We start from the raw sequence: 22,226 nt of genomic DNA, 5'->3' as shown, positions 1-22,226 counted from the left end.
GCTATCGCCCCTGCGCCATTCGGCCATTCGTGAAAGGACCTGGGATGCATCATCCCCCCACCGCGCTACGGCGCCTGACGCTCACCATCGCCACCACGATCATCGCAGCCCTCACCGCAGGGATCACCGCCGCCACCAACCCCGCCCACGCCGACGCCCTCCCCACCGCGCCGAGCACCACGAGCCCGGCGCCGGTCACGCCAACCGACCTCGACCACGCCCTTCCCTCCACGGCGCGGCAGGGCAGTACCACCCTCACCGCGGCGAGCGCCGACGCGAACGCAGGCACCACCTCCGCGGCCTCTCACGGCGGCTGCAACGACTACATCGTCGGCAACACCGGCTTCCGAATCGGCGTGTGCATCAACGACCGCGGTACCGGGACCACCGCCTATCCCGACATCTACGTCAACAAGGTCGGAAGATACAGCGGCTCCTGCTCCATCGGCATCGAGCTATGGGACTACGCCAGCCACCGATACGGCGGCGTCACGCAGGCGCCGTGCACAGGCGGCCACCACACCGGCAGCGCGTACGGCCCCCAAAAACAGCCGGCGACCGTGCACACGTTTGTTCGCTTGAAGATCAACGGCACCTCCTTCTACTTCGGCAACGGACACGGCGACAGCCCAGCCATCGCCCTCGGGCCGTCCAGCTTCTCCCAGCACCTGTACAACTGGGACCTGCCCCTGAACGTCAAGCTCGGCTCGGTGGGAGTGAAGGTCAAGTCGACCATCCCCAACGTGTTCAAGGAGCTCCACCGCTGCTTCAACTGCAGTTTCCCGATCCCCGGCGCGCCGGCGGGCTACCCCTCCTTCGGACAGCAGCTGCCGCTGTCTGACTTCTTCGGGGCCGTGCAGGCACCCGTCAAGGCCTACCCGTACGACTCCAGCGGGTACATCATCTACGTGGCCCAACCAGGTCACTTCGACGGCGCCGGGTCGACCGTGCAGTTCACCTTCTTCAACGACGGCTCCGGCTACACCCACCTACGGGTCACCGCGCATGCGGTCAACGACACCGTGCTCCAGTGGTTCAGCCAGGGCGGCGCGTACGCACGCTGGCAGCAGTTCGCCCGTGTGCTCGGCACCAACCTCGTCGCCCATAAAGAAGGAACGATCTTGGGGCAGTGACCCCTGGCCCCGGTGAACCGGACGTGGGCGGGGGTCGCCGGACCGCGTGCCGCCCCCTGCGGTTCGAACTTCGGATCGCTAAGAAAGTGGTGACGGCTGAACGCTGAACACCTCCCCCAGGGCCGCTTCCCTGTTTCCGGGAGAGCGGCCCTGGGGGGCTCGGCCGGCCCAGCGCGTGGAAGGAAAAACGGACACCCCTCATGCTTTCGTGGCGATGGCGTTCAGGCTGCGGCTGTCGAAGTGGCCGCTCAGTGGTGACCGGGAATTGTCGGTAAACGGCGGATACGATCCGATCATGCCATCTGGTGCGGCTGAGGGGCGGAGACTGCGCCGGGTCCGGCGATTCCAAGAGACCGAGCCGCGCGGCTCCGGTGACGTCATTCGCGCTTGGGGTGTGTTGCGGCAGGTCGTACCACCCGATGAGCTTCCCGTCGGGTACCTCGCCCGGCTCACTGGTCTGCGGTTCGTAGATTTGGATCACCTGCGCGAGGTGCGCAATGTCTGCGCGCACCCGGAGACGTATGGCTATCCGGCGCAGGCGGAGGTGGACAGGGCGCGCGCCTTCGGGGCGAAGGCGCTGGGCCGGCTCGCCGGCAACGCGCCAGAGGCGCCTGCCGATGGTCGAGGTTCCGGCGATCGCCGAGAAACCGTCCGACCGGCCGAGGAGGTCGCCGATACACCGAACGCGCCGTCCGATCGCGAAGATGATTATGATCACGGGCTGGCCGTCCGGGCGGCACATGCCGGCGACTGGACGACGGCCATCGCCCGAATACAACGCGCCGTCGATGCCGCCGATCGGGACCTGGGGCCAGCGGATCCGCGCACGCTGGCCCTGCGCCACGACCTGGGCCGCTGGCTCGGGGAGGCCAGCGAGTTCGCCGAAGCGGCGAATGTGCTGCGCGTCGTGGCCGCCGGACGCGACCAGGTGCTCGGCGCCGAACATCCCGATACTCTCGCCAGCCGGCACTGGCTCGGCGTCTGGCTCGGCAAGACCGGGCAGTGGCGGGACGCGGTGGAGATCCTGCATGACGTCGTCCGGCACTGGGCCCGGGTTCTCGGCCCCGGCCACCGGCATACCGAGTCGGCCCGGCAGGACCTGTTGGACCTGCTGGAAGACCAGGTCGAGGCTTCGGGCCACGCCGACGGGGCGGTCCCCCACTACGCGGAGCTGGTGCCCGTCCTCGAGCGGGTTGTCGGCCCGGATCACGACTGGACGCTCACGGCTCGCGGCCACCTCGCCCGCCATACCGCCGAGGCCGGGGACCTTCCTAAAGCGATCCGGCTTTTCGGTGACCTGGCCGCGGACCGTACACGGGCCCTTGGCTCAGACCACCTGACTACCTTCGACGCGCGCTTCGATGCCGCCTTTTACACGATGGAGGCCGGTGACACGGCATCGGCGACCCGGATGTTCGGCGAGCTCCTGCCCGACCTCGTTCGCACGCGCGGGCGCGACGACCATCACACGCTCGTGACGCGTGCGAACCTCGCTTTCCTGACGGTCCGAGCCGGTCGCATCGCCGAGGCGCTCGAGCGCTATCGCGACGTGCTGCCCGACATGGAGCGGGTACTCGGCGCGGGTCACCGGGACACGCTGCTAAACCGACGCCAGTTCGCCTCGGCCACGGCGAAGGCCGGAGACGTGGAACAGGCGGTGCGGCTTTACTGTGAGATCGTCCGTGACGCGGAGCGGACGCTCGGCGCCGATGATGAGGCCACCCTCGTGGCTCGCTCGGGCCTGGCCGCGGCCACCTTCCAGGCGCGTCCCAAGGAGGCCGCCGGGCTCTCCCTCGAACTGGTCACCGATCTCGAACGTGCACTTGGCCCCGACCACCCGTTCACGCTGCGGGAAAGGCGGAGGCTGGCCGACTACATCGAACCGGACGATCCGGCGCGGGCACGGCTCCTTCACGGCACGCTGCTGTCCGACATGCTTCATGTCTTCGGCCCTGAGCACACCGACGTGCTGCTCACCCGCTTCAAGTTCGCCTGGTGCGTGCGCAGGACCGGAGACCACGCCATGGCCGCGGAGATGTTCGGCGGCCTGGTGCCCGACATGATCCGTGCGTACGGCTCCGAGCATGAGTACACACTCAATACTCGGATCAACGTCGCCATGACCACGGGTGAGGCCGGAAACGCAGGACATGCGGCGCGGTTGTACCGTGACCTCCTCCCCGATCTGGAGCGCTCGCTCGGCGCGGATCACGAAGACTGCCTCACGGCGCGCGCGAACCTCGCCGCGATGATCGACCGGACGCCGCGCCACGAGGAGGCCGCCGGACTGTCCCGTGAACTGGTCGCCGACCTCACGCGCGTGTTGGGTGGCGAACATCCGTTCACGCTGGGTGAACGGGCAAGGCTGGCCGACTACGTCGAGCCGTACGACCCGGTTCGGGCGCGTGACATCCGGGAGTCCCTGCTCCCCGACATGCTGCGGGTGTTCGGACCCGAGCACCACTACGTCCTGAAAACCCGCTTTGACCACGCCTGGTGCGTCGGGCTGGCCGGTGACCCGGCCCGGGCCCTGGAGATGTACATCGGACTCTTCGCCGACATGGCCCGTGTCCTCGGCCCTGACCATGCGGACACGCTCGGGGCCCGAATAAGCGTCGCTCACTTCACGGCGCTGGCGGGCCGGCCGGAGGAGGCGGTACGCCTGCACGAGGCGAGTGTCGCGGCGTGCGAGCGCGCGCTCGGCCCCGACCACCCGACGACACTCCTGGCACGCATCAACCACGCCTACTGCGCGGACCTGACCGGGGACGCGGCCGCAGCCGTACGGCTCAACGAAGAGCTACTCCCCGAGATTGTCCGCGCCCACGGACCCGAGGACCCTCACACGCTCATCACCCGTTTGAACCTTGCCCATTCTGTCGGGCGGGCCGGGGACCCGGCCCGGGCCCTGGAGATGTGCGTCGACACGATGAACGACATGACCAGGGTGCACGGCCCGGATCACGAGGACACACTATTGGCGCGGGTGGACGTCGCCCACTTCACGGCGCTGGCGGGCCGGCCGGAGGAGGCGTTGCCCCTGCACGAGGCGAGTGTCGCGGCGTGCGAGCGCGCGCTTGGCCCCGGCCACGCGGTCACCGTTCAGGCGCGGCAGAACCTCGCCTACTGCACGGGCCTCTCGGGCGACGCGGCCGGGGCGGTGCGGCTCTATGACGACCTGCTTCCCGACATGGTCCGCGCCTTGGGCACCGACCATCCCGACGTCGTACGCGCGAAGCACGCGCGCGATGACTTCGCCACTGTCGAAGGACGGTGACCGCGTGATGAGTGCTGTCACGACGCCGGCATAGGCCGCCTGGCCGGCCACCACGAATACCCGCGCTACGACCACGCCCTGGAGCAGGGCTGGCCGATCGCCACCGGCGTCATCGAAGGAACAGCCAGGCATCTGGTCGGTGACCGGTTGGAGATCACCGGCGCACGGTGGGGACTGGCGGGAGCCGAGGCGATCTTGAAGCTCCGGGCCGTGATCTCCAACGGTGAGCGCTTGGCGCCGTCACCCAGCGGTCCACGAACTCCCGTACCGCAAGATGATCAGCGCACGCGATTACGCCCGACCCTTCCCAGCGTGGTCGAGGACCGATAGCGAGAGAGGCAGGGCCGGGAATCGGTACGTCCATCGCCCGCCGGTTCGCACGCGAGGGGCCTTCGCCGCGCCCGACCTCAGGAGTGTCTTGCTGAAGACCGTGCGGACGCTCAGGTCGGCATGCAGCTGATCTGTGTGCCGGGCCCGGTGACAGAATCCCCCCAGGTCTGCGCCCAGTATCGGTTGGATCGATGAACGCTTCGGAGGGCGGCGACGCACCGAACATGCAAGTCCTGCGCCGGAACCATCCAGTAGTGCACCACTGCCCGGCGTCATTGGCGGATGGATGCCGGAACCGGACAGCGTCGTGCAGCGCAGAGGCGAGTTCCCTCAGCTGCGAACGTATCGGTCAGGGCCCACTCGGCCTGGGCCACGTCCGATACTGCCGAAGCAACCCGCGATGGTGACCGCATCCGACAAGATCACGACCAAAGAGCACCCAGGGAGCACCCACGTCGCCGAAATGATCACTACAAGATCCGCCCGCGGTAAGAAACCGCAGGTCAGCGACCAGACGAGTGGTAGGGCGCCTGGGACTCGAACCCAGAACCTATGGATTAAAAGCGCCTGCATAGACACATGACCGAAAGCCATCTTCGATCGGCGCCACGCCCGCTGCTCCGCGATGAACCTCGCTGTCAGCGCTCGATCACGCGATCGATGCAGCTGAAAGGAGGTGTTAGAGATGAGCGTTCGACACCGTCCGACGGCGGCACTCGCTGCCGTCCTCGGATCGGACCGGCCGACGTCGCCATCTGGTACGTACATGGTGGTAACACTAAGGAATGGGCCCACGGGCGCGACGAGTTCAGCTTGCATCGTATCTGGGGCGCTCGCTCTCCTGAGAACGCGATTTCTGATCGCCTCATGCAGAAACTCGGCATGGTTGTCGAAGTTCGCATTCGCGGACGCCTACTTGTATCCGGTCGACGGCGTGATTCAATAGTCCATTCTATTCTGGAAGAGGAATGGGCGGCCCAAGGCCAATAGAGCCCGACCGTAGATGTCGAGGACTCGGCAGTATCCTCGGTGACCGTCGTTGGCGCGGCGAGGCCGCCAGTGGACGGTTGTCGTGCGGTTCTGATGCGTAGCGGAAAGGAGAGGTTCGGTTCGAGGTCACAGGAGTTGGCCGGGGCAGTAGAGGAACTTGCAGGGTCCTGCTCCGTTGACGGCGTCTATTGCCATCGGGCCATCTCGTTTCAGCAGGACGAGCGTGTTGTCGGCCAGCAGACCCGCAATACTATCGGCGCGGTAGTGCCACAACTGTCGGCCATCGGACGAGCGGTAGGCGTAAATGGTGGCCGAGGCGTTGAGGACTATGAGGTCGGCGGAGGCCGCCACGACATGTTGGGACCCCGGGGAAGAGGTGTCGTACTTCCGGACCCTGAGGGTCCGGGTGGCCTCCCCCGTGGCCGGGTCCAAGACGGCCAGTCGGTCATCCTTCCACTGCCACAGACGGTGGTCGACGTAGTCCAGGGCCGCGTACGTCCCGACCTCGTGCTGCCACAGCAAGGCGCCGGAACGGAGGTCCAGCGAGGTGGCCAGGTGATCATTGTCCGCGGGCTTACTCGGTCCCAGGTAGAACACTCGCGAGCCGGCTTGGAGGATGCGCGGCATGAAGACGCCCGAGACCGTGCGGTGCCAGCGCTCTCTACCGCGCTGTGTGTCGAGAGCCTCCAGAGTGGTGATATTAGTCGGGGATCGGCATGCCGCGAGAAGCACGTCCGGCGTCGCGACGAACACTTCACTTATCACCATTCCACAATGGTTCGGCTGCCATTGCCACCGGATGGCTCCCGTGGCCGGGTCGAGCCGCAGCACGGCATCCGGCGTCTCCACGAACAGGTCGCCTCCTGCCGTGGCGACCTCGATACCTGCGCTGCTGCCTTCGAAGAAGAGCTGCCGATGCCATCGGGGCGTCCCATCCGACGCTGACAGCGCGTACACCGTCGAGTCACTGGCGAAATAGACCATGGCGTCTGTGGAGACCGCCAGATCGCGGCCGGAACCCGAACTCGTCATGGTGGGAGCGCCGAATTCCCACAGCTTGCGGCCCTTCTCCCTGTCGATGGCCAGCACACCCGTGGACGTCGTCATGAAGAGCTTGGACGACTGACCGCCGAGCCCTGGGACCATGGAATCGGTCCGGTCGACCTCCAGGCGCCAAGGGTGCCACCCCACTGGATGAGCTCGGGTCGCCACGGGCCTGACCCCCAGAGGCCAGCCTTCCGCCGAGACCACCAGCGCTGCGGCCGCCACAGTGGCGGCCAGTATCGCGAGGCGAACGAGCAATCGGCGCGCCGCTCCAGGCCGCGCAGGACGACGGCGCAGGCGTGCATGCCCGCGCTTCGCCGGCGGATCCGGCTCCCACAGGTCATCAGGGGTCAGAACGACTGTGCCCCGCCGGTGCTCCTCGGCGAGATCGCGCAACCGCGACGCCATGACCTTCGCGCTGGAGGCCCGATCGCGCGGACTCTTGCTGAGCGCCTGCCGGACCAACCGGGCGACTCCCACGCCAACGTCCGGGCGCAGCCTGTCCAGCGCGGGCGGTGGCCTGCCGATGACAGCGCGGAGGATCGCCACGAAGGAATCACCGGAGAACGGCGGCTCACCGGCCAGAAGCTCGAACAGCATCGTGCCCACGGAGTACAGGTCGGACGCCGGTCCCGCTTCGCGTCCCTCGAACTGTTCGGGGGACATGTAGTGCGGAGTTCCGAGCACTGCTCCGCTCTGGGTGAGTTTGGTGACATCCGGCACGGCAAGCCGGGCGATTCCAAAGTCCATCACTTTAATCGATCCGTTGGACGTGATCATCACGTTGCCAGGCTTGATGTCGCGATGGATCACGCCCTGCTCATGGGCGCAGGCCAGGGCGTCGAGCACCTGGGCGGTCAATTCGAGCGCTTCGGGCACCGACATGCGTTCACCCTTGGCACGCAGCCGGTCCGCGTGCCGGGCCAGCGTTTCGCCCTCGATGTACTCCATGACCAGGTAGGGCACGTTGTCGCCGTCCAGGGATGCGCGCCCGCTCTCGAAAACCGTCACGATCCTTGGATGGTCGAGCCCGGTGGCCACCTTCGCCTCGCGCTCGAAACGGCGGCGGAATTCGACCTTATGTGCCAGGTCAGGCAGCATGAACTTGACCGCCACCTGCCTGCGCGCCGTGTGGTCATAGGCCAGGTGGACGGACGCCATGCCTCCGGCGCCGAGAACCCGTAGCAGCTCATAGCGGTCGAGCAGTAGATGAGCCGTCGGTTGGGAACCGAATGCCGAGCCTGCTCCACTGGCAGGCACAGTCGGTGAGGACGTCGGCTCTTCCTCTATGGGCTCCACCGGCTCCATAGTGAGCATCCTAGTGTCCTGCGTCAGGGATCCGATCAAGATATGAGGCGAGGCGTTCGAGGATCTCGTCAGCGGTCTTGGTTCAGGCGAAGCCTTCGCAAGGGCGATGAGGACCGGTGCGGTCAAGCGAGACTGATATCGGGAATCTCTGCCACGCTACTCTCACCGATCACCGGTGATCGGACGCCCTCTCTCGCCTGCGGGACTTGTTCTGCTTCCACGACAGCGGGCCCGGTAGGTCGACCCGGTGCGCGCGGGCCCGCGAGTTCCACGACCAGCGCCCGATCTTGATGGACCACGAGGAGAACCCGTGCTCGGTGAAATTGAGAATCAGGGGACCGAACTTCTGGCGCTTGCGGAACATCACGCCCATCGTCGTGCTCCCTTCATGAATCGACGGCAATTGACGCGAAAGTGCCCCGCACGGCGTTCGTCAAACGCAGGCCCTCGCTGACGTTGGCGGATACCGGTGAGGTGCCTGTCAACGCTCGCGGGGGTCTTGGAGAATGGCGGTGAACCGCTGGTCGGCGCGGTCGAGTTGGCGGACGATGTGCAGTCTGACCGGGGCCGCCAGCGGGGTGTCGGGGCGGTTGACCAGTTCCTTCAACTCTGGGACGAGCGGGCGGTACTTCATGGCGAGCTTGCGGACCTTCGGGCCGGTGGTGTGAATGAGCCCGACACCGTTGTCGGTGAAGTCGGACACCTTGATGACCCGGGCCGCGGGGTGGCGGTCCAGGCTGGCGACGACGTGCGCCCGATACTGGGCGTGGACGTCGCGGGTTCGGTCGTACGCCGGGTTCGTCACGGCACGTACGAGTCCGGCGACGCGCGGACCGAACTCGGCGGACAGGACCTCCAGGGCCGCCTCGGCAGGGTCGTCGTGGCCGTCGCCCGCCAGTTCGACGGGATGGTCCTCGACGGAGTCGTGCAGGAGGGCCGCGACGACGATGTCGACGTCGTCCACCTCGTAGTGGCACATCACCCGTAGTGCCACGCGCAGCAGATGGTTGACCACGGGTTCGCGCACGCGGCGATCCTGGCGGTGGAGGTCGCTCGCCAGGGAGAGCGCCTTGTTGAGCCGACGCCAGTCCGGCTCCGCGAACCGTTCGATCTCACGGGAGAACCGATCGCGCAGGCCGGCCTCGCCGTACACCTCGGTGATCGTGTGCAATGGCAGCGTCTGCAGGTAGCTGGGCACCGTGCTCCCCTCCCACGGGGCGGTGCCCCACCTGGGAGCGTTCGACCGTCCCGTGTGAAAACTGGGACGCCGCAAAAGATCAGCCGGTTCCGGACCGGGCCCTCTACGGCTGAACGGGCGGCGGCGGTCCTCCGGGGCCCATCGGCGGCTCCCAGCCCTGGGGAGGCGGGCCGCCGGCGGCCGGTCCCGGCGGCGCGTACGGCGGGGCGCCCATCCCGGGTCCTGGCTGAGGCGGTCCATAGGAAGAGGACTGGTTCCAGTACCCCGGAGGTGGAGCAACCGCTGCGGGAGTACGCGCGTTTCTTGATACGCCCACCGCGGTGAGCACCGCCGCCGCGACGATCGGCAGCAGGTTGGTCAGCAAGGAGACGACCGTTTGGTGGGTGAAGTAGCCGGTGAACGTACTGGCGTTCACCGGCAGGTCGTGCAGGATCCATATGACGGGACGAGCGAGCAGGTCGCCGATCACGCCGGCGATCAGTGCGACGAAGCCCGCCGCCACGGCGAGGCCATAGTGCCGGGGGCGGCCCAGGAGCGTGACACCGCCGGTCACCAGGCCTGTGATCACCGCTTCGAACCCGCCGAGGACGTAGATGACCGACAGGCTTGAGGTCTTCACCGTGTAGGACAGGACGAGGTTGATGGCGAACTCCACCACCACGCCCGCGACGCCGCCCAGAATGAGGAAGAGAGGGGCGCTGTTACCGCCGCCTCGATGCTGATTTTGCGTCACCGCGCCGCCTTCCGTAATGCGGGCACTATAGCGCTACAAACGGAGAAAACGTCAGGTAGATGGGCCTGCGGCCGGGAAGCAGCCAAACGATCTTGACGCCCCGCCGAGCAGTGTGTGCGATCCATCAGCGAAAGGCTCGGTCGATTTGCGATTGCGTACGGCACATCTACCCGCGCGCCGGAGACCGCCGGAGCCTGCGGTGAACAACCGCCACGACATCCAAGTAGTGCTGGGGCACCATCAGGGATTAGGACCTGAGGATCTTCTTTGGACTACCCGCCGATCACCATGATGTGGGCCATCGCATCATCCCTCCGACCCCCAAGAGGAAACGATGTCCACTCAGCGAATCTCCCGTCGCGTCGGCATGCTCTCGGCGGTGGTCGCGGCCTCCTTCGCGCTGGCGCCGATGGCCTCGGCCGCGACCGCTCCCGCTTCCGCCAAGACCTCCTCCCCCATCGAGATCGCCGCCTCGAAGAAGACCTCTTTCGTCCTGAGCGGCCTGGGCACCCGCCTGAGCGGCATTCCCAAGGGAAAGGGCTGGGTTGGCTGGCACGACGGGTGGGTCGGTGACAAGGCCGAGTGGGCCGTGAGGATCACCGATATCTCGTCGGCCACGGCGGGCAACAGGACGTGCGCCAGGGCCCGGATCATCGCGGACCTCGCCAAGGCGAACGACGATGAGTACACGAGCAAGAAGGTCTGCGGCAAGGGCAAGCACATCGACTGGAAGGTGACCACGGGCCGCAAGGCGTTCATGCGCGGCGTCAAGGTGCAGGTCTGCCAGGACTACCCGGTCGCCAACATCCCGAAGTGCACCACGAAGAAGTACATCAAGAACCCGTACTACAAGTACTGAGTAACACGCGGCCCTCTGACGCCCGTCAAGGATCCAGCATCGAACGCGGCCCCGGCTCCCACCGTTAGAAGGAGCCGGGGCCGCGTCTCATGCGGATCCCGGCGGCGCGCTGCGGCGCCTGCCGCCCTTGACCTGGAGCGCGCTCCACGCCCTAGCGTCCGTGGCATGGAGCATCGATTTCTCGGCAGGTCCGGTCTCCAGGTCAGCGAGCTGTGCCTGGGCACGATGATGTTCGGCGTGGAGACGGACGAACAGACGAGTCACCACATCATGGACGCCTACGCCGAGGCGGGCGGAACGTTCCTCGACACCGCCGACGTCTACGCGCAGGGCGGGTCCGAGGAGATCCTTGGCCGCTGGCTGAAGAACAAGAACCGCGACGACTTCGTCATCGCCACGAAGGCGTTCGGCAAGACGGGCCCGGGCCCGAACGACGGCGGCGTGTCGCGCAAGCACATCCTCGACGCCGTGCACGCCAGCCTCCGCCGGCTCGGCACCGACCACATCGACCTGTACCAGGTGCACGTCTGGGACGACGCCACGCCGCTCGAGGAGACCCTGTCCACCCTGGACACGCTCGTACGGAACGGAACCGTTCGGTACGTCGGCGCCAGCAACTTCTGCGGCTGGCAGCTGCAGAAGGCCCTCGACCTGTCGGCGATGCACGGCTGGGAGCCGTTCGTGTGCCTCCAGCCGCTCTACAACCTGCTCGACCGCGAGGCCGAGTGGGAACTGCTCCCCGTCTGCCGATCCGAAGGCCTCGGCGTGATCCCCTGGTCACCGCTGCGGGCCGGCTGGCTGTCCGGCAAGTACCGGCGCGGCACGACCGCCCCGTCGGAGGGCAGCCGCGTCAAGCAGGGCGAGGACTCCGGAACGATTCCCTGGAGCAAGTACGCCACCGAACGCACCTGGCGGGTGGTCGACGAGGTCGCCGCGATCGCCGCGGAGACCGGCCGTACGGCGGCGCAGGTGTCGCTGCGCTGGCTGATGCAGCGCACGCCGGTCACCGCCCCGATCATCGGCGCGCGCACCGTCGACCACGTGAAGGACAACCTCGCCGCCGTCGAGTGGTCGCTGACCGCCGAACAGGTGGACCGGCTCACCGCGGCGAGCGACATCGAGCCGCCGTACCCGTACAAGCTGCAGTCGCGGTTCGTACGGCGCTGACCGCCCGTACGCCGCCGGCCTCCGGCCGGACGCGGCCGGAGGTCAGGCGGACCGGGCGCCGGCCCGCTCGTAGTGGGCGATCTTGCCGTCGATCACTGAGAGCGCGACGCGGATGTGCTCGATGTCCTCGACCAACCGGCTGCGGTGCAGCCGAAGCATCTCGACCGGCTCCGTGGACGCGGGCGCCCCGCCGCGCACCACTCCGACGAATCGCCGCAGGTCCGCGATGCCCATCCCGGACCGCCGCAGGCAGGTCACCACGCCCAGCCAGGCCAGATCCCCACCGCTGTACAGGCGCCGCCCGCCCGAGTCACGCCGTACCGGGCCGATCAGCCCTTCGCGCTCGTAGTAGCGCAGCGTGTCCAGACTCAAACCCGTACGGTCGGCGACATCGCCCGGTGAGAACCACGTCATCCTCCGATGATTCAACCTTGAGCGCACTCTAGATCAAGGCGGCGGCGCGAGCGCCGCCGCAGGCTGCCCGCTCCGACACGCCCTACGGGCGTGCGCCGTAGGCGCCGGTCCCTCCGGCCGTGCCGATCGGGCGGCCCACCGGGCAGACAGCCGGACTTGTATTACCGCTCCGTCTTCTCCCATACGGGCACCGACGGCAAGCCACGCTCCGCCCGTGCCCGATCCGTCATCTCCTGGATCAGGGCCGTCTTCGCCCGCACATAGTCGCCAGGAGCGACCCCAGCCGCAGCCATCTCCCGCTTCAGCCGGGCATACCGCTCGGCGTCGTCTGGATGCTCGCGCAGGTAATCGCGCAAAATCCGCTGGTTGCGGGTTGGCCAACTCTCCAGCCTGACGACGTGCAGGATGTGGCTGCGCACGCCGCCGGCGGCACGCACGTACAGCAGACGGTCGACCATGCCGTTGAAATGACGCTGATAACCCAGCTTTACCAAAGTTCCCTGGAGCCGCTCAACGATCTCCAGATCAGTGACCGCAGCCATCAGGTCGATGACGGGCTTGGCCGCCAACCCCGGCACAGCAGTTGAGCCGATGTGCTCAATCTCCACCATGGCCCCAGGCAACGCCTGCGCTATCTCCTCAATCGCAGCGGCAGCCAAAGCCTGCCATGCCGGATCGTACTCAACGACTTCGATGATCGGCCTGGCCATAGGCGCCATCCTGTCACCCATACAAACGGCCCGTTCCGCAGCAGCCCAGAACACATAGCGCTGCTCAGACACCTCCGGCAGGGCCCCGGGCTCTGGGATGGCCGCAACTCGCAGGCAGCGCGAGGGCGGTCAGTGGTTGAGGTGGAAGCTCGCGCTGCGGCGAGCGTCGCCAAGGCGTGCCCGTTAGGACGGTGATCAAGGGGGACTCACGGGGAGTCGCGGACAGCCGCAAACCCGCGCTTACCTGGGTCGGAGCAGTTCGCAAGATCGCGGTCCGAAATCTTCCAAACTGGGAAACCGGCTTTCCCCGAAGGCATACCGGAGGGTCTGATTACAGGGCGCACTGAGGGCACATGACGATGTGATCAAGCACGAAACGACGAGAAGCATCGAGGTCCCCGACCGCAGGTCAGAGGCGTGACCGCACCGCCGCCGGTTCGCGGTCCAGGGGCGCAGTGCCGCCGGCAGAACTTCGCCCTACGGGTGCCTGCGGCATTCAGCCGTCCGCACCGCTCACCGTCGATTCCGGTCCTGTCCGCTGTGGTCCTGGACGGCTCCCCCGGTCGCCGTGCCGCCCATGCTTCACCAGCCCGTGTCCAGACATGCGCGGCAATGGCAGCAGCCGCACCAGCCGGATCTGTCACCAGGTGACTGTCATCCCCCGACTTCCACTCGAAGTAGTCACCACTCACCGCGACCACGACGACAAGCCGCCCCTTGGCCGAACGGATGAACACGGCCGGACCCGCGTCACTCATCCCGACCTGAAACCCGAAGCCGACCAGTTCCCGCACCAGATCAGCCAGGAGGCGAATCTCCCGCTCGTGCTCTTCCTGCGTGGGGCTGAGTACTTCGGGGATCGGCTGCGATGACTCTTGGGGTGCCATAGCCCGAGGGTCCCGCCGCCGGACCAGGCTGGCCCGCACTGCGGTAAGGGCAAAGAAGCCGCAATCTAGTGCGGGTCAGACGACGCCAGCCCGGCGCGCGAGTCCTCTCAACTCTGGGGTGCTGACACGGTGTTCGCGCCGGACGAGTTCGGTGAGCAGCGCGTTCGTGCGTGGGTCGTACCGGATCAGTTCCGGTGAGATCTGCTCGGCCTTGAGCAGGGTGTGTACCGCGGCTGCGTCCTTGCGCTGCTGACCGTGGGCACGTGCGATATCGAGGAGCACTTGAGCACGTCGTCCACGAAGCCCAGGCCCCAACCGCCGGACGTCCAGCGGTTCGCCACGTGAGAGCGCGAGCTTGGCGTCTCCGAACGCGACGGCGGCCGACACCTCGTGAATAACGACGTTGGTCGGTCCGAACGCGGACCAGAAGTCGTTACGGTCGTTGCCGACCTGTTCCGCGATCCTTCGCGCCGTCCGGAGATGCCGGTCAGCGCTTGCCCTGTCGAAGCGTGCTGCCGCCGCCAGATATAGGCCCCCGCGAATGGACAGAACAGGAGGCTTGGCACGTCGGCTCGAAGCCGCGAGGGCATCGGCGGAACCGAGCAAGAGGTGTTCCGCTTGCCCCGCACGCTTGAGCCCGATCAGGACGTACCCGAGCCGATACGCGCTCACGGCAGCCAGGAGTGGACGCTCCGCCGACTCTGCCGCCGCGATCGAGCGGTCAGCCGCCGCCCAGGCGAGTTCCGGCTCACCGACTCGGTTAAGTGTCATCGTCACGGAGTGGTAGACGAGCGCGCGCAAGGTGTCAGCCGCCCGGCGCTCCGCAGCGGCGCACGACAGACGTGACTCCTCGACCGTCTCGATCAGACCTGGCAGCGGCCGTCCGGCATCGTCGTAGCGGGCTGCCTGATACAGGCCGTTGATCCGGCGTACTTCACGACTCAGCCACCGCAGGCTCGGCCGACGATAGACCTTCGCCCGCGAGTTGATCACTCCGGGCAGCGCTCCGTATCGCGTCATGGCGTCGCGGATGCCCGCGACCGGCTCATACTTCACCGTCTCCGTACCCGTCTCGCTTGGCGTGAGCTGACTGATGTCGACGCCGAGGATCTCAGCGAGTTGGAGAAGCACCGAGTGACTGTCGATCGATCGGAGACCCCGCTCCACCTGGCTCAGCCAACTCTCAGAGCGCCCCACCAGTTGTGCCAGCACGGCCTGGCTCAATCCCCGCCGCCGTCTCTGGCGGGCGATACGACGACCGATCTCGGCGCGAGCGTCCACGCTGTGCCTTTCGCCAGGGGCTACGGTGCCCGAAGTGCGTCAAGCTCTGTGAGGATCTGCCCCCAGGGTGGCATACGGGCATCCGGCGGCGCAGACGGATCGAACAGCACCCGCACGCCCATCGAGCGCAACGCGTCGAGGTTGGGACCGAACGCCACATGACGGGCAAGCGCGTCCTTGAGCAGCGGAACCGCCACGATCGGGACTCCGAATCCCGCCAGCTCACACAGCACACCGACGGCGAACGTGTCGGTGATGCCGGTCGCCCACCTGTTGATCGTGTTGAAGGTCGCCGGGGCGACGATCGCCGCGTCGGCCGGAGGCAGCGCCTTAGGCTCCCCCGGCATGCGCCACTCGCTCCGCACCGGCTCACCAGTCAACGAGGCAAGCCGGTCGGCATCGATGAAGCGCAGGCCCAGCGGAGTGGCGATCACATGGACACGCCATCCCGCCGCCTGCGCAAGGAGCACCAGGTCCTCAACGCCGGATGCCGCCGGAGCGGCACAGACCACGATGTACAGGACGTTGCCCAAGGTCACGTCTCACTCAACTGGGGCGGCGAGTCGCTGAGGATGAGATCGGCCATCCGGGCCAGGCGCTCCGCGTATCGACGCCCTTCGCCACGGCGAAGCTTCGGAAGAAGCTTCTGGAGCACCCGGCTGCAGTCACCCAGAATGACGCGCTTCTCGGCGTCCAGCGCTCCGCCTAGATAGCTACTCACGCAACCGGCCATGTCGCTGTCGAGCAGCCCGACCGGTTCGCCGTCAACCTCCAGCCACTTGAGGTCATCCGGGAACGTCAGCCCGAGATGCTCCGCCCACAGAACCGAGACCTCGTCGAAGACGGTGTCGTTCACTCGGCCCGAGCGATGCCCACCGGACAACTCACACCGGTGCCGCCGACGCCGCAGTAGCCGTTGGGGTTTTTATCGCTTGAAAGATACTGCTGGTGGAAGCGATCCACGAGAGTGCTCCTTCCATCGAGCCATCGCCGCCCCGAAGACCAGACTGTCAGCCTGCTCAGATGATGTCGATGATCCGCAGAGTCTCGGTCTGCTCATGAATGTTGAAGGTCAACATGCCCTGGTCGTCCGCACCGAAGAACGCGTGTCTCACCATCGACTGGCCTGGACGTTCCGGCACCGCATCCCACGGGTTTGCCCGGAGCTCGATGAGACGGTCCAGCAGTGGCCCGGTGACCAGCTGATAACTGAAAGGGGACCGGTGCTGTGACCCGATGTTCCTCACCCGCGCTGCGCGGCGGCGTTCAGCAACTCCGCGACGAGGTCGAGATCGTCGAGTGTGACATCCGCACCGGCTGCGTTACGGATCCAGTGGAGCGTTTCCGGGCGCCTGCGTACGAACCAGAGGTCGACATGGAGCGCGATGTCGTATGCAACCGCGGCGTCGACGGCACGGATCTGAGCCAGCGAGGCAGGCCGTACGTACGGGGTGGGCAGTAGGACCGCCGCCGGTTCAACTGGCTTGGCACCGTCGGCCGCGCGGAGCACCTCAAGATGAGGCACGCCGCCGACCAGACGATCGACGACGTCTAGGTCGACCGTGGCACGATAGGGACTCGACAAGCGCGACAGGACCGCGAGCCCACCGACGATGAGCGTACGGACCTCGATGACACCCTGGACGACTGCGGCCATCGCATCGCCCACGAAGGTGACGCGGCTACCAGACACGAGTCCACCGATCATCAGGGGTCCAGGCGGCGAGGATTTCGCGGCCCCGGCCAACGTCCTGGGCCAGATCCAGCGCGACGAACAGCGGATGCGCGAGAGGCCACTCAAGCGCGTTCGTCTCCAGGTTGATTCTCCCCTGCACGACCGCGGGCACGGGGGCAGCGCGCACTGTGGCCCGTGCGTGCGAGGTGCCGCCGGCGACGCCGAGCAGAGTCGTCGCGCGCCGGACGACAGAGTGATCGGGCACGTAGAAATCGAGCACCTGATCAGAGCGAAACGCCAAGGGTGCACCGTAGGCGACCGCAGCAGCGGAGTCGGTCAACGCCCACCCGGACATGTGCTCGACATCATCGAGGCCGAGTCGCAGCGGGGCGGTCAAGCTCGCCTCACCGGGCATCGGCGGCCGGGCGAGATAGGTCCGTGAAGTGGGCCATCGGTCGGCAACCTGCCAGAACAGCCGCGAACCGGTGACCGCGTTGCCAGGGTCGATGAGGTTGTCCTGCCTTAGAGCGGCAAGGACGTCGGAGACCGTACTGGGTGATCGCCCCAGTTCGCGTGCCAGTTGGCGTACCACCACCGCTCGCTCGGGATGCATCAGCAGTGCTGTCGCGACCTCCAGCCCCGCCTTGCCGCTCAGTGCGCCGGTGCGCCCGGCCCGCTCTTTCACCGGCTCAACCTCGGCGTCGATCACGAGGCGGTCCGTACGGAGTGCCAGCCGGCCCCGCAAGTCGAGGTAGCCCGCACGCCGGGATGTCAGCACCGCGCGTGCCACATCGGTCACCCGGTCGGCGATCACTAGGAGAGCCGCATCTCGCGGCATCGTCTCCGACAGCAGCCTCTCCGCCACATCGTCGGTCACCAAAGCGCGATACTTCACCTGGACCCTGAACCCGATACCGTCCGGGTCCAGCACGAGATCGGCACCACAATCGGATGCGTCAACAGGCAGCCGGGCGTCGATGCCCAACTGCGCGAAGGCGTCGACGGCCAGAGCCGCAGGATCCATGCAGTCCAGCATTCCAAGTGTTCGCTGTTCGGTCAATACCGAACAGCGAACGCTGAGGTGCCGCAGGAGCGCGATCACGCACCTGAGCGTCATCGTGATGTGTCGATCGGCTCAGGACCAAAGTGGCATAACACGATCTCCACGCTTTGAGCGGATTGACACTCCGTACCGGCTCACCGGTCAACGAGGCGAGCCGGTCGGCATCGATGAAGCGAAGGCCCAGCGGAGTGGCGATCACGTAGACATGCCACCCCGCCGCCTGCGCAAGAAGACCAGGCCCTCAACTCCGGAGGCCGCCGGAGCGGCACAGACCACGATGTAGAGGACCCCGCCCGAGGTCACGCCCTACTCGGCGCGCGCCACGCCCACCGGGCAGCTAAGACCGGTGCCACCCACGCCGCAGTAGCCGTTGGGGTTCTTGGCGTCCGAGAGGTACTGCTGGTGGTAGTCCTCGGCGAAGTAGAACTCACCGGCGGGGACGATCTCGGTGGTGATCTCGCCGTAGCCGCTCGTGGTCAGGACCTTCTGGTACGCGTCGCGGGAGGCGAGGGCGGCCTCGCGTTCCGCGTCGTCGCGGTAGAAGATGACCGAGCGGTACTGCGTGCCGACGTCGTTGCCCTGGCGCATGCCCTGGGTCGGGTCGTGGCCCTCCCAGAAGGCCTTCAGCAGCTGCTCGTAGGAGATCTTGGCCGGGTCGTAGACGACGCGCACGGCCTCGGTGTGGCCGGTCAGGCCGGAGCAGACCTCTTCGTACGTGGGGTTCTTGGTATAGCCGCCCGCGTAGCCGACGGCGGTGGACACGACGCCGGGGATCTTCCAGAAGGCGCGCTCGACGCCCCAGAAGCAGCCTTCGCCGAACTCGGCGATCGCGGTGCCGGGCGGATAGGGCGGGGCGAGCGGGGTGCCGAGCACCGTGTGCCGCTCAGCCACCGGCATGGGGGTGTCCCGTCCGGGCAGGGCCTCGTCGGGACTGATCATCTTCGTCTTCGCGAATCCGAACACCCTTGCAGGCTATCCCCCGGAGCAAACGAGACCTCGTTCGTGAAGCACCGCTTGACAGTACTGTTCAGCATCTACGCTGATTACGACTTGCTACCATTTCTCCGTGGCTGATAACCGTCGTGGCATTCTGTCCGGCATCGCGGCGTACACGATGTGGGGCTTGTTCCCCCTCTACTGGCCGCTGCTCAAGCCGGCCGGGCCGCTCGAGATCCTCGCCCACCGCATGATGTGGTCGCTGGCCGCCGTGCTGGTGATCCTCGTCGTACGCCGGAACTGGGGCTGGCTCAAGACGATGCGGCCGCGGCGGATCGCGCTGCTGGCCCTCGCCGCGGTGATCATCACGGTCAACTGGGGCACGTACATCTACGCCGTCAACAACGGGCACACGATCGAGGCGGCCCTCGGCTACTTCATCAACCCGCTGGTCAGTGTGCTGCTCGGCGTTCTGGTCTTCCGGGAACGGCTGCGCGCCTGGCAGTGGGCGGCGATCGGGATCAGCGTGGTCGCCGTCGCGATCCTCGCCGCGGACTACGGCCGACTGCCGTGGATCGCGCTGCTGCTGGCCTGCAGCTTCGGCACGTACGGCCTGGTCAAGAAGTTCGCCGCAACGGGGTCGGCGGAGAGCCTGACGGTGGAGACGGCGGTGCTGTTCCTGCCCGCCCTGGGGTACACGCTGTTCGCGTCGCATCCGACGTTCACCGGGCACGGGAGCGGGCACATCGCCCTGCTCGTGGGCGCGGGGGTGGTGACGGCGATCCCGCTGATGCTGTTCAACACCGCGGCGACGCGCGTGCCGCTCACGGTCATCGGCATGCTGCAGTACCTGGCGCCGGTGCTGCAGTTCCTGATCGGGCTGGTGGTCCAGCACGAGGCGATGCCGGCGAGCCGGTGGGTCGGGTTCCTGCTGGTCTGGGCGGCCCTGGTGATCCTCAGCGTGGACGGGCTCCGCACCGCTCGCTCCAAGCGGCGCGCGGTGGTCCGGCCGGAGCCCGTCGCCGAGGCAGCCTGAGTCAGGACTAGTGGTCCGCCTTGACGAGGAGATTAAAGGCGTCGCTGTCGAAGACGGCACTGTAGGAGCGCGAGGGGGTAGCGCCCCCCTGCTGGAAACCGCCGAGCGTGCCGATCACGATCCCCTTCTGCGTGTGCTTGTTGTAGTTCATGACCCACGGGCTACCGCTGGTGCCGTTGTAGTAGCCCCCGCAGTCGAAGCCCTGCTGGAACGTCGAGTGCTTGAACGTCCAGTTGGAGCACGAGATCGGCCCGTCGGCGTGGTGGTACTTCTTGTCCGGGTAACCGATGACCGTCACCCACCTGTGGAAGCCCTGGGTCGCGCGCATCGTGTTGGCCCCGACCCTGTCCTCGATGTGGCGTCCACCCACCTTGTCGAGCCTGGCGAAGCCGAAGTCGAGGTCGATGTCGCCGTGGCTGAGCCAGCGCCCGTCCAGAAAGCCCTTGCCGTGGACGGGCCAGACGCCGTACGGACGGCTGCCATTGTTGTAGCCCGGCACGAAGGCGAGGTTGGTGCTAAAGGTGTGGTGGTGCGGGTCGTACAGGCAGTGCCCTGCCGTGAGGATGATGTTCTTCGTGTACGAGTGGACCACGCTCGCGGTGCAGAAGTGGATGCCATGGCCCTTGTTGTAGAAGAGCGCGCCGACGACCCGGCTGCCCCCGTTCGCCGCGAGCGACGGTCCGGCCGGATCCGGTGTCTTCCCGGACGGTCGGGGCCCCTCCGGGGTGGCGGCCGCCATCCGGGCGACGGTCCAATATGCGGTGACCCGCGCGGCGTCCTGATCGCTGCTCACCGCCCGCACCGTGTGGGTGTCGGCCGCAGCAGCCGGCGCCGCGAGGGAGAACAGTGACGCGCTCAGCAGCGCGCCATGGAGCAATGGTCTGATCTTCACCAGGCCCCCGCTTTCATGATCGAAAACAGTACGACGCCGCACTATTTCGTGATCATGAAGTCGGTGTACGAGGATTCGGATGATCAGACCGCCGACACCTGCGTTCCGATCGTCCGGCCGGGAAGGTCTCCGCAGGTCGGCAGGATCATCTGGTCGCCATGGCTGACCGGATGTGGACGCCGGAAAGGCGGGCCTCAGGCGTGGTGCGTTCGCCGTGACGGAGCCGCAGACGTAGGCGACCGCCGTGCGGCTGGGCTCCGCACCGCCCGCTCGAAGCGGTGCGGTGGTCCGGCCGGAGCCCATCGCTCAGGCGACCCGACGGCCGTCCTCAGCAGTGGGAGGGCTGGCAGTCGTTCGCGTACTTCCTGAGCTTGATGATGTCGTTGTCGAAGACCGCGGCGTAGGACCGCCAGTCGACGGAGCCGCCCTCCTGGTAGCCGCCGAGCGCGCCGATCACATACCCGGTCTGCGTGTGGCTGTTGTAGTTCATCATCCACGGGCTACCGCTCGTGCCGCCGTAGAAGCCCTTGCAGTCGAAGCCCTGCTGGTACTTCGCCTGCTTGAACGTCGTGTTGGCGCACGAGATCGGCTTGTCCGGCGGGTTGTGGGCCTTCGCCGGGTACCCGATGACCGTCACCCGCCGGTTGAAGCCCTCGTTGATCCAGATCGTGTTGTACCCGATGGTGTGGGCGATGCGGCCGTTGACGGCGGCGAAGCCGAAGTCGAGGTCCGCGTCAGCGTTGTTGGCCCACCGCTTGTCGACCGCCATCATCCAGATGGGCCAGACGCCGCGCGGCCTGTGCCCCGCGCTGTAGCCGGGGACGAACGCGACGTTGCTGTTCCATTTGTGGTTGTGCGGGTTGTACAGGCAGTGCGCAGCGGTCAGAAGGAGGTTCTGCTTCGGCGCGTTGATGATGCTGGCGGTGCAGTAGTGCTTGCCACTGCCGTTGTTGTAGAAGAGCGCGCCGATGACCTTGCTGCCGCCGCTGTACTTGGCGGACGGCGTGCCGGACGGAGGGCCGGCCGGCAGGAGCGTCTCGTCGTTCCGGTTGGTCACCGGCGTGGCGGTCGCCATTCGCGCCGGCGTCCAGTACTTGGTGATCTGTGAGGTGTTCTTTTCAACGTGGCTCACCGGGCGCACCGCGCTGCCGTCCCCGGCGGCCATGGCGGGCGGTACCGCCATCGAGAAGAGCGACGCTGTCAGCAGCGTGCCCTCGACTATTCGGCTGATCTTCACCAGGCTCCAGCTTTCGTGATCGAAACAGTTACGACGCCCGTCGCGAGGCGGCCTGA

Annotated in this window: 21 protein-coding genes and 2 pseudogenes; 7 read left to right on the top strand and 16 right to left on the bottom strand. The window is 67.0% G+C overall.

Going from position 1 to position 22,226, the window contains the following annotated elements; translation table 11 throughout:
- The first annotated feature begins 44 nt into the window (after positions 1-44).
- From ABEA24_RS03620 to ABEA24_RS03610, 3 genes and pseudogenes are all read left to right on the top strand, one after another.
- Positions 45-1,133: a hypothetical protein gene (locus ABEA24_RS03620; RefSeq protein ID WP_345429159.1), complete on the top strand. Its 1,089-nt coding sequence runs from the start codon at positions 45-47 to the stop codon at positions 1,131-1,133.
- A 295-nt stretch (positions 1,134-1,428) separates the two neighbouring features.
- Entirely contained in the window at positions 1,429-4,410 is a 2,982-nt protein-coding gene (locus ABEA24_RS03615; RefSeq protein WP_345429158.1) for a tetratricopeptide repeat protein, read from the top strand.
- 57 nt (positions 4,411-4,467) lie between these two features.
- Positions 4,468-4,638 (top strand): annotated as a pseudogene (locus ABEA24_RS03610) (ISKra4 family transposase); the annotation flags it as partial.
- Between the two features lie 1,218 nt (positions 4,639-5,856).
- Here the strand turns inward: ABEA24_RS03610 and ABEA24_RS03605 are convergent.
- From ABEA24_RS03605 to ABEA24_RS03590, 4 genes are all read right to left on the bottom strand, one after another.
- On the bottom strand, positions 5,857-8,082 hold the full coding sequence (locus ABEA24_RS03605; protein WP_345429157.1) for a protein kinase domain-containing protein: 2,226 nt from the start codon (positions 8,080-8,082) through the stop codon (positions 5,857-5,859).
- A 169-nt stretch (positions 8,083-8,251) separates the two neighbouring features.
- Positions 8,252-8,455 (bottom strand): DUF4236 domain-containing protein, encoded by a 204-nt coding sequence (locus ABEA24_RS03600; RefSeq protein WP_345429156.1) that lies wholly within the window; start codon positions 8,453-8,455, stop codon positions 8,252-8,254.
- A 108-nt stretch (positions 8,456-8,563) separates the two neighbouring features.
- Positions 8,564-9,280 (bottom strand): HD domain-containing protein, encoded by a 717-nt coding sequence (locus ABEA24_RS03595; protein WP_345429155.1) that lies wholly within the window; start codon positions 9,278-9,280, stop codon positions 8,564-8,566.
- Positions 9,281-9,383: 103 nt separating this feature from the next.
- Entirely contained in the window at positions 9,384-10,013 is a 630-nt protein-coding gene (locus ABEA24_RS03590; RefSeq protein ID WP_345429154.1) for a hypothetical protein, read from the bottom strand.
- 334 nt (positions 10,014-10,347) lie between these two features.
- Here ABEA24_RS03590 and ABEA24_RS03585 point away from each other — a divergent pair, with 334 nt between their 5' ends.
- A complete protein-coding gene (locus tag ABEA24_RS03585; protein WP_345429153.1) occupies positions 10,348-10,872 on the top strand; it encodes a hypothetical protein in 525 nt (174 codons plus the stop codon).
- A 165-nt stretch (positions 10,873-11,037) separates the two neighbouring features.
- The gene (locus ABEA24_RS03580; RefSeq protein WP_345429152.1) at positions 11,038-12,039 is read left to right on the top strand and encodes an aldo/keto reductase; all 1,002 of its coding nucleotides are present in this window, start codon (positions 11,038-11,040) and stop codon (positions 12,037-12,039) included.
- Positions 12,040-12,081: 42 nt separating this feature from the next.
- On the opposite strand, the gene ABEA24_RS03575 is transcribed toward ABEA24_RS03580, so the two are convergent.
- Positions 12,082-12,453 carry a MerR family transcriptional regulator gene (locus ABEA24_RS03575; protein WP_345429151.1) on the bottom strand — a complete coding sequence of 124 codons (372 nt, stop codon included), beginning with the start codon at positions 12,451-12,453 and terminating at the stop codon, positions 12,082-12,084.
- 161 nt (positions 12,454-12,614) lie between these two features.
- Entirely contained in the window at positions 12,615-13,163 is a 549-nt protein-coding gene (locus ABEA24_RS03570; protein WP_345429150.1) for a GrpB family protein, read from the bottom strand.
- Positions 13,164-13,765: 602 nt separating this feature from the next.
- On the opposite strand from ABEA24_RS03570, the gene ABEA24_RS03565 reads away from it, so the two are divergent.
- Complete coding sequence (locus tag ABEA24_RS03565; RefSeq protein WP_345429149.1) at positions 13,766-14,035, top strand: hypothetical protein; 270 nt, start codon at positions 13,766-13,768, stop codon at positions 14,033-14,035.
- A 90-nt stretch (positions 14,036-14,125) separates the two neighbouring features.
- Here the strand turns inward: ABEA24_RS03565 and ABEA24_RS03560 are convergent, their stop codons facing one another.
- The 8 genes and pseudogenes from ABEA24_RS03560 to msrA all read right to left on the bottom strand — a co-directional run bounded on the left by ABEA24_RS03560 (position 14,126) and on the right by msrA (position 19,032).
- Complete coding sequence (locus ABEA24_RS03560; protein ID WP_345429148.1) at positions 14,126-15,331, bottom strand: helix-turn-helix domain-containing protein; 1,206 nt, start codon at positions 15,329-15,331, stop codon at positions 14,126-14,128.
- Positions 15,332-15,351: 20 nt separating this feature from the next.
- Positions 15,352-15,870: a flavoprotein gene (locus tag ABEA24_RS03555; RefSeq protein ID WP_345429147.1), complete on the bottom strand. Its 519-nt coding sequence runs from the start codon at positions 15,868-15,870 to the stop codon at positions 15,352-15,354.
- Positions 15,867-16,187, bottom strand: a complete 321-nt coding sequence (locus ABEA24_RS03550; protein WP_345429146.1) for a hypothetical protein — start codon at positions 16,185-16,187, stop codon at positions 15,867-15,869. The genes ABEA24_RS03555 and ABEA24_RS03550 overlap by 4 nt, the downstream gene beginning before the upstream one ends.
- Positions 16,184-16,285, bottom strand: a pseudogene (locus ABEA24_RS03545) (peptide-methionine (S)-S-oxide reductase MsrA); the annotation flags it as partial. The gene ABEA24_RS03550 and the pseudogene ABEA24_RS03545, both read right to left, overlap by 4 nt.
- A gap of 65 nt (positions 16,286-16,350) precedes the next feature.
- Positions 16,351-16,578: a hypothetical protein gene (locus tag ABEA24_RS03540; protein WP_345429145.1), complete on the bottom strand. Its 228-nt coding sequence runs from the start codon at positions 16,576-16,578 to the stop codon at positions 16,351-16,353.
- Complete coding sequence (locus ABEA24_RS03535) at positions 16,575-17,000, bottom strand: hypothetical protein (RefSeq protein ID WP_345429144.1); 426 nt, start codon at positions 16,998-17,000, stop codon at positions 16,575-16,577. The genes ABEA24_RS03540 and ABEA24_RS03535 overlap by 4 nt, the downstream gene beginning before the upstream one ends.
- Positions 17,001-17,013: 13 nt before the next feature.
- Positions 17,014-18,108, bottom strand: a complete 1,095-nt coding sequence (locus ABEA24_RS03530; protein ID WP_345429143.1) for a hypothetical protein — start codon at positions 18,106-18,108, stop codon at positions 17,014-17,016.
- 267 nt (positions 18,109-18,375) lie between these two features.
- Positions 18,376-19,032 (bottom strand): peptide-methionine (S)-S-oxide reductase MsrA, encoded by a 657-nt coding sequence (gene msrA, locus ABEA24_RS03525; protein ID WP_345429142.1) that lies wholly within the window; start codon positions 19,030-19,032, stop codon positions 18,376-18,378.
- A 103-nt stretch (positions 19,033-19,135) separates the two neighbouring features.
- Between msrA and rarD the strand changes: the two genes are divergently transcribed.
- Positions 19,136-20,041: an EamA family transporter RarD gene (rarD, locus tag ABEA24_RS03520; protein WP_345429141.1), complete on the top strand. Its 906-nt coding sequence runs from the start codon at positions 19,136-19,138 to the stop codon at positions 20,039-20,041.
- 7 nt (positions 20,042-20,048) lie between these two features.
- Here rarD and ABEA24_RS03515 read toward each other — a convergent pair whose 3' ends face one another.
- A complete protein-coding gene (locus ABEA24_RS03515) occupies positions 20,049-20,933 on the bottom strand; it encodes a hypothetical protein (protein WP_345429140.1) in 885 nt (294 codons plus the stop codon).
- A 328-nt stretch (positions 20,934-21,261) separates the two neighbouring features.
- Positions 21,262-22,170, bottom strand: a complete 909-nt coding sequence (locus ABEA24_RS03510) for a trypsin-like serine peptidase (protein WP_345429139.1) — start codon at positions 22,168-22,170, stop codon at positions 21,262-21,264.
- Positions 22,171-22,226: the final 56 nt, after the last annotated feature.

Source organism: Actinoallomurus vinaceus (genome assembly GCF_039542055.1).
Lineage (GTDB): Bacteria > Actinomycetota > Actinomycetes > Streptosporangiales > Streptosporangiaceae > Actinoallomurus > Actinoallomurus vinaceus.
Note: the sequence above shows the minus strand (reverse complement) of the source record. Positions and strands in the feature narration are given on the sequence as shown.

Bases quoted from the DNA above. Each gene is read 5' to 3' on its own strand.
- ABEA24_RS03605 (WP_345429157.1), bottom strand. From the start codon at position 8,082: ATGGAGCCGGTGGAGCCCATAGAGGAAGAGCCGACGTCCTCACCGACT.
- ABEA24_RS03580 (WP_345429152.1), top strand. From the start codon at position 11,038: ATGGAGCATCGATTTCTCGGCAGGTCCGGTCTCCAGGTCAGCGAGCTG.
- ABEA24_RS03585 (WP_345429153.1), top strand. From the start codon at position 10,348: ATGTCCACTCAGCGAATCTCCCGTCGCGTCGGCATGCTCTCGGCGGTG.
- ABEA24_RS03615 (WP_345429158.1), top strand. From the start codon at position 1,429: ATGCCATCTGGTGCGGCTGAGGGGCGGAGACTGCGCCGGGTCCGGCGA.
- ABEA24_RS03570 (WP_345429150.1), bottom strand. From the start codon at position 13,163: ATGGCCAGGCCGATCATCGAAGTCGTTGAGTACGATCCGGCATGGCAG.
- ABEA24_RS03620 (WP_345429159.1), top strand. From the start codon at position 45: ATGCATCATCCCCCCACCGCGCTACGGCGCCTGACGCTCACCATCGCC.
- ABEA24_RS03600 (WP_345429156.1), bottom strand. From the start codon at position 8,455: ATGGGCGTGATGTTCCGCAAGCGCCAGAAGTTCGGTCCCCTGATTCTC.
- ABEA24_RS03575 (WP_345429151.1), bottom strand. From the start codon at position 12,453: ATGACGTGGTTCTCACCGGGCGATGTCGCCGACCGTACGGGTTTGAGT.
- ABEA24_RS03565 (WP_345429149.1), top strand. From the start codon at position 13,766: ATGCGCGGCAATGGCAGCAGCCGCACCAGCCGGATCTGTCACCAGGTG.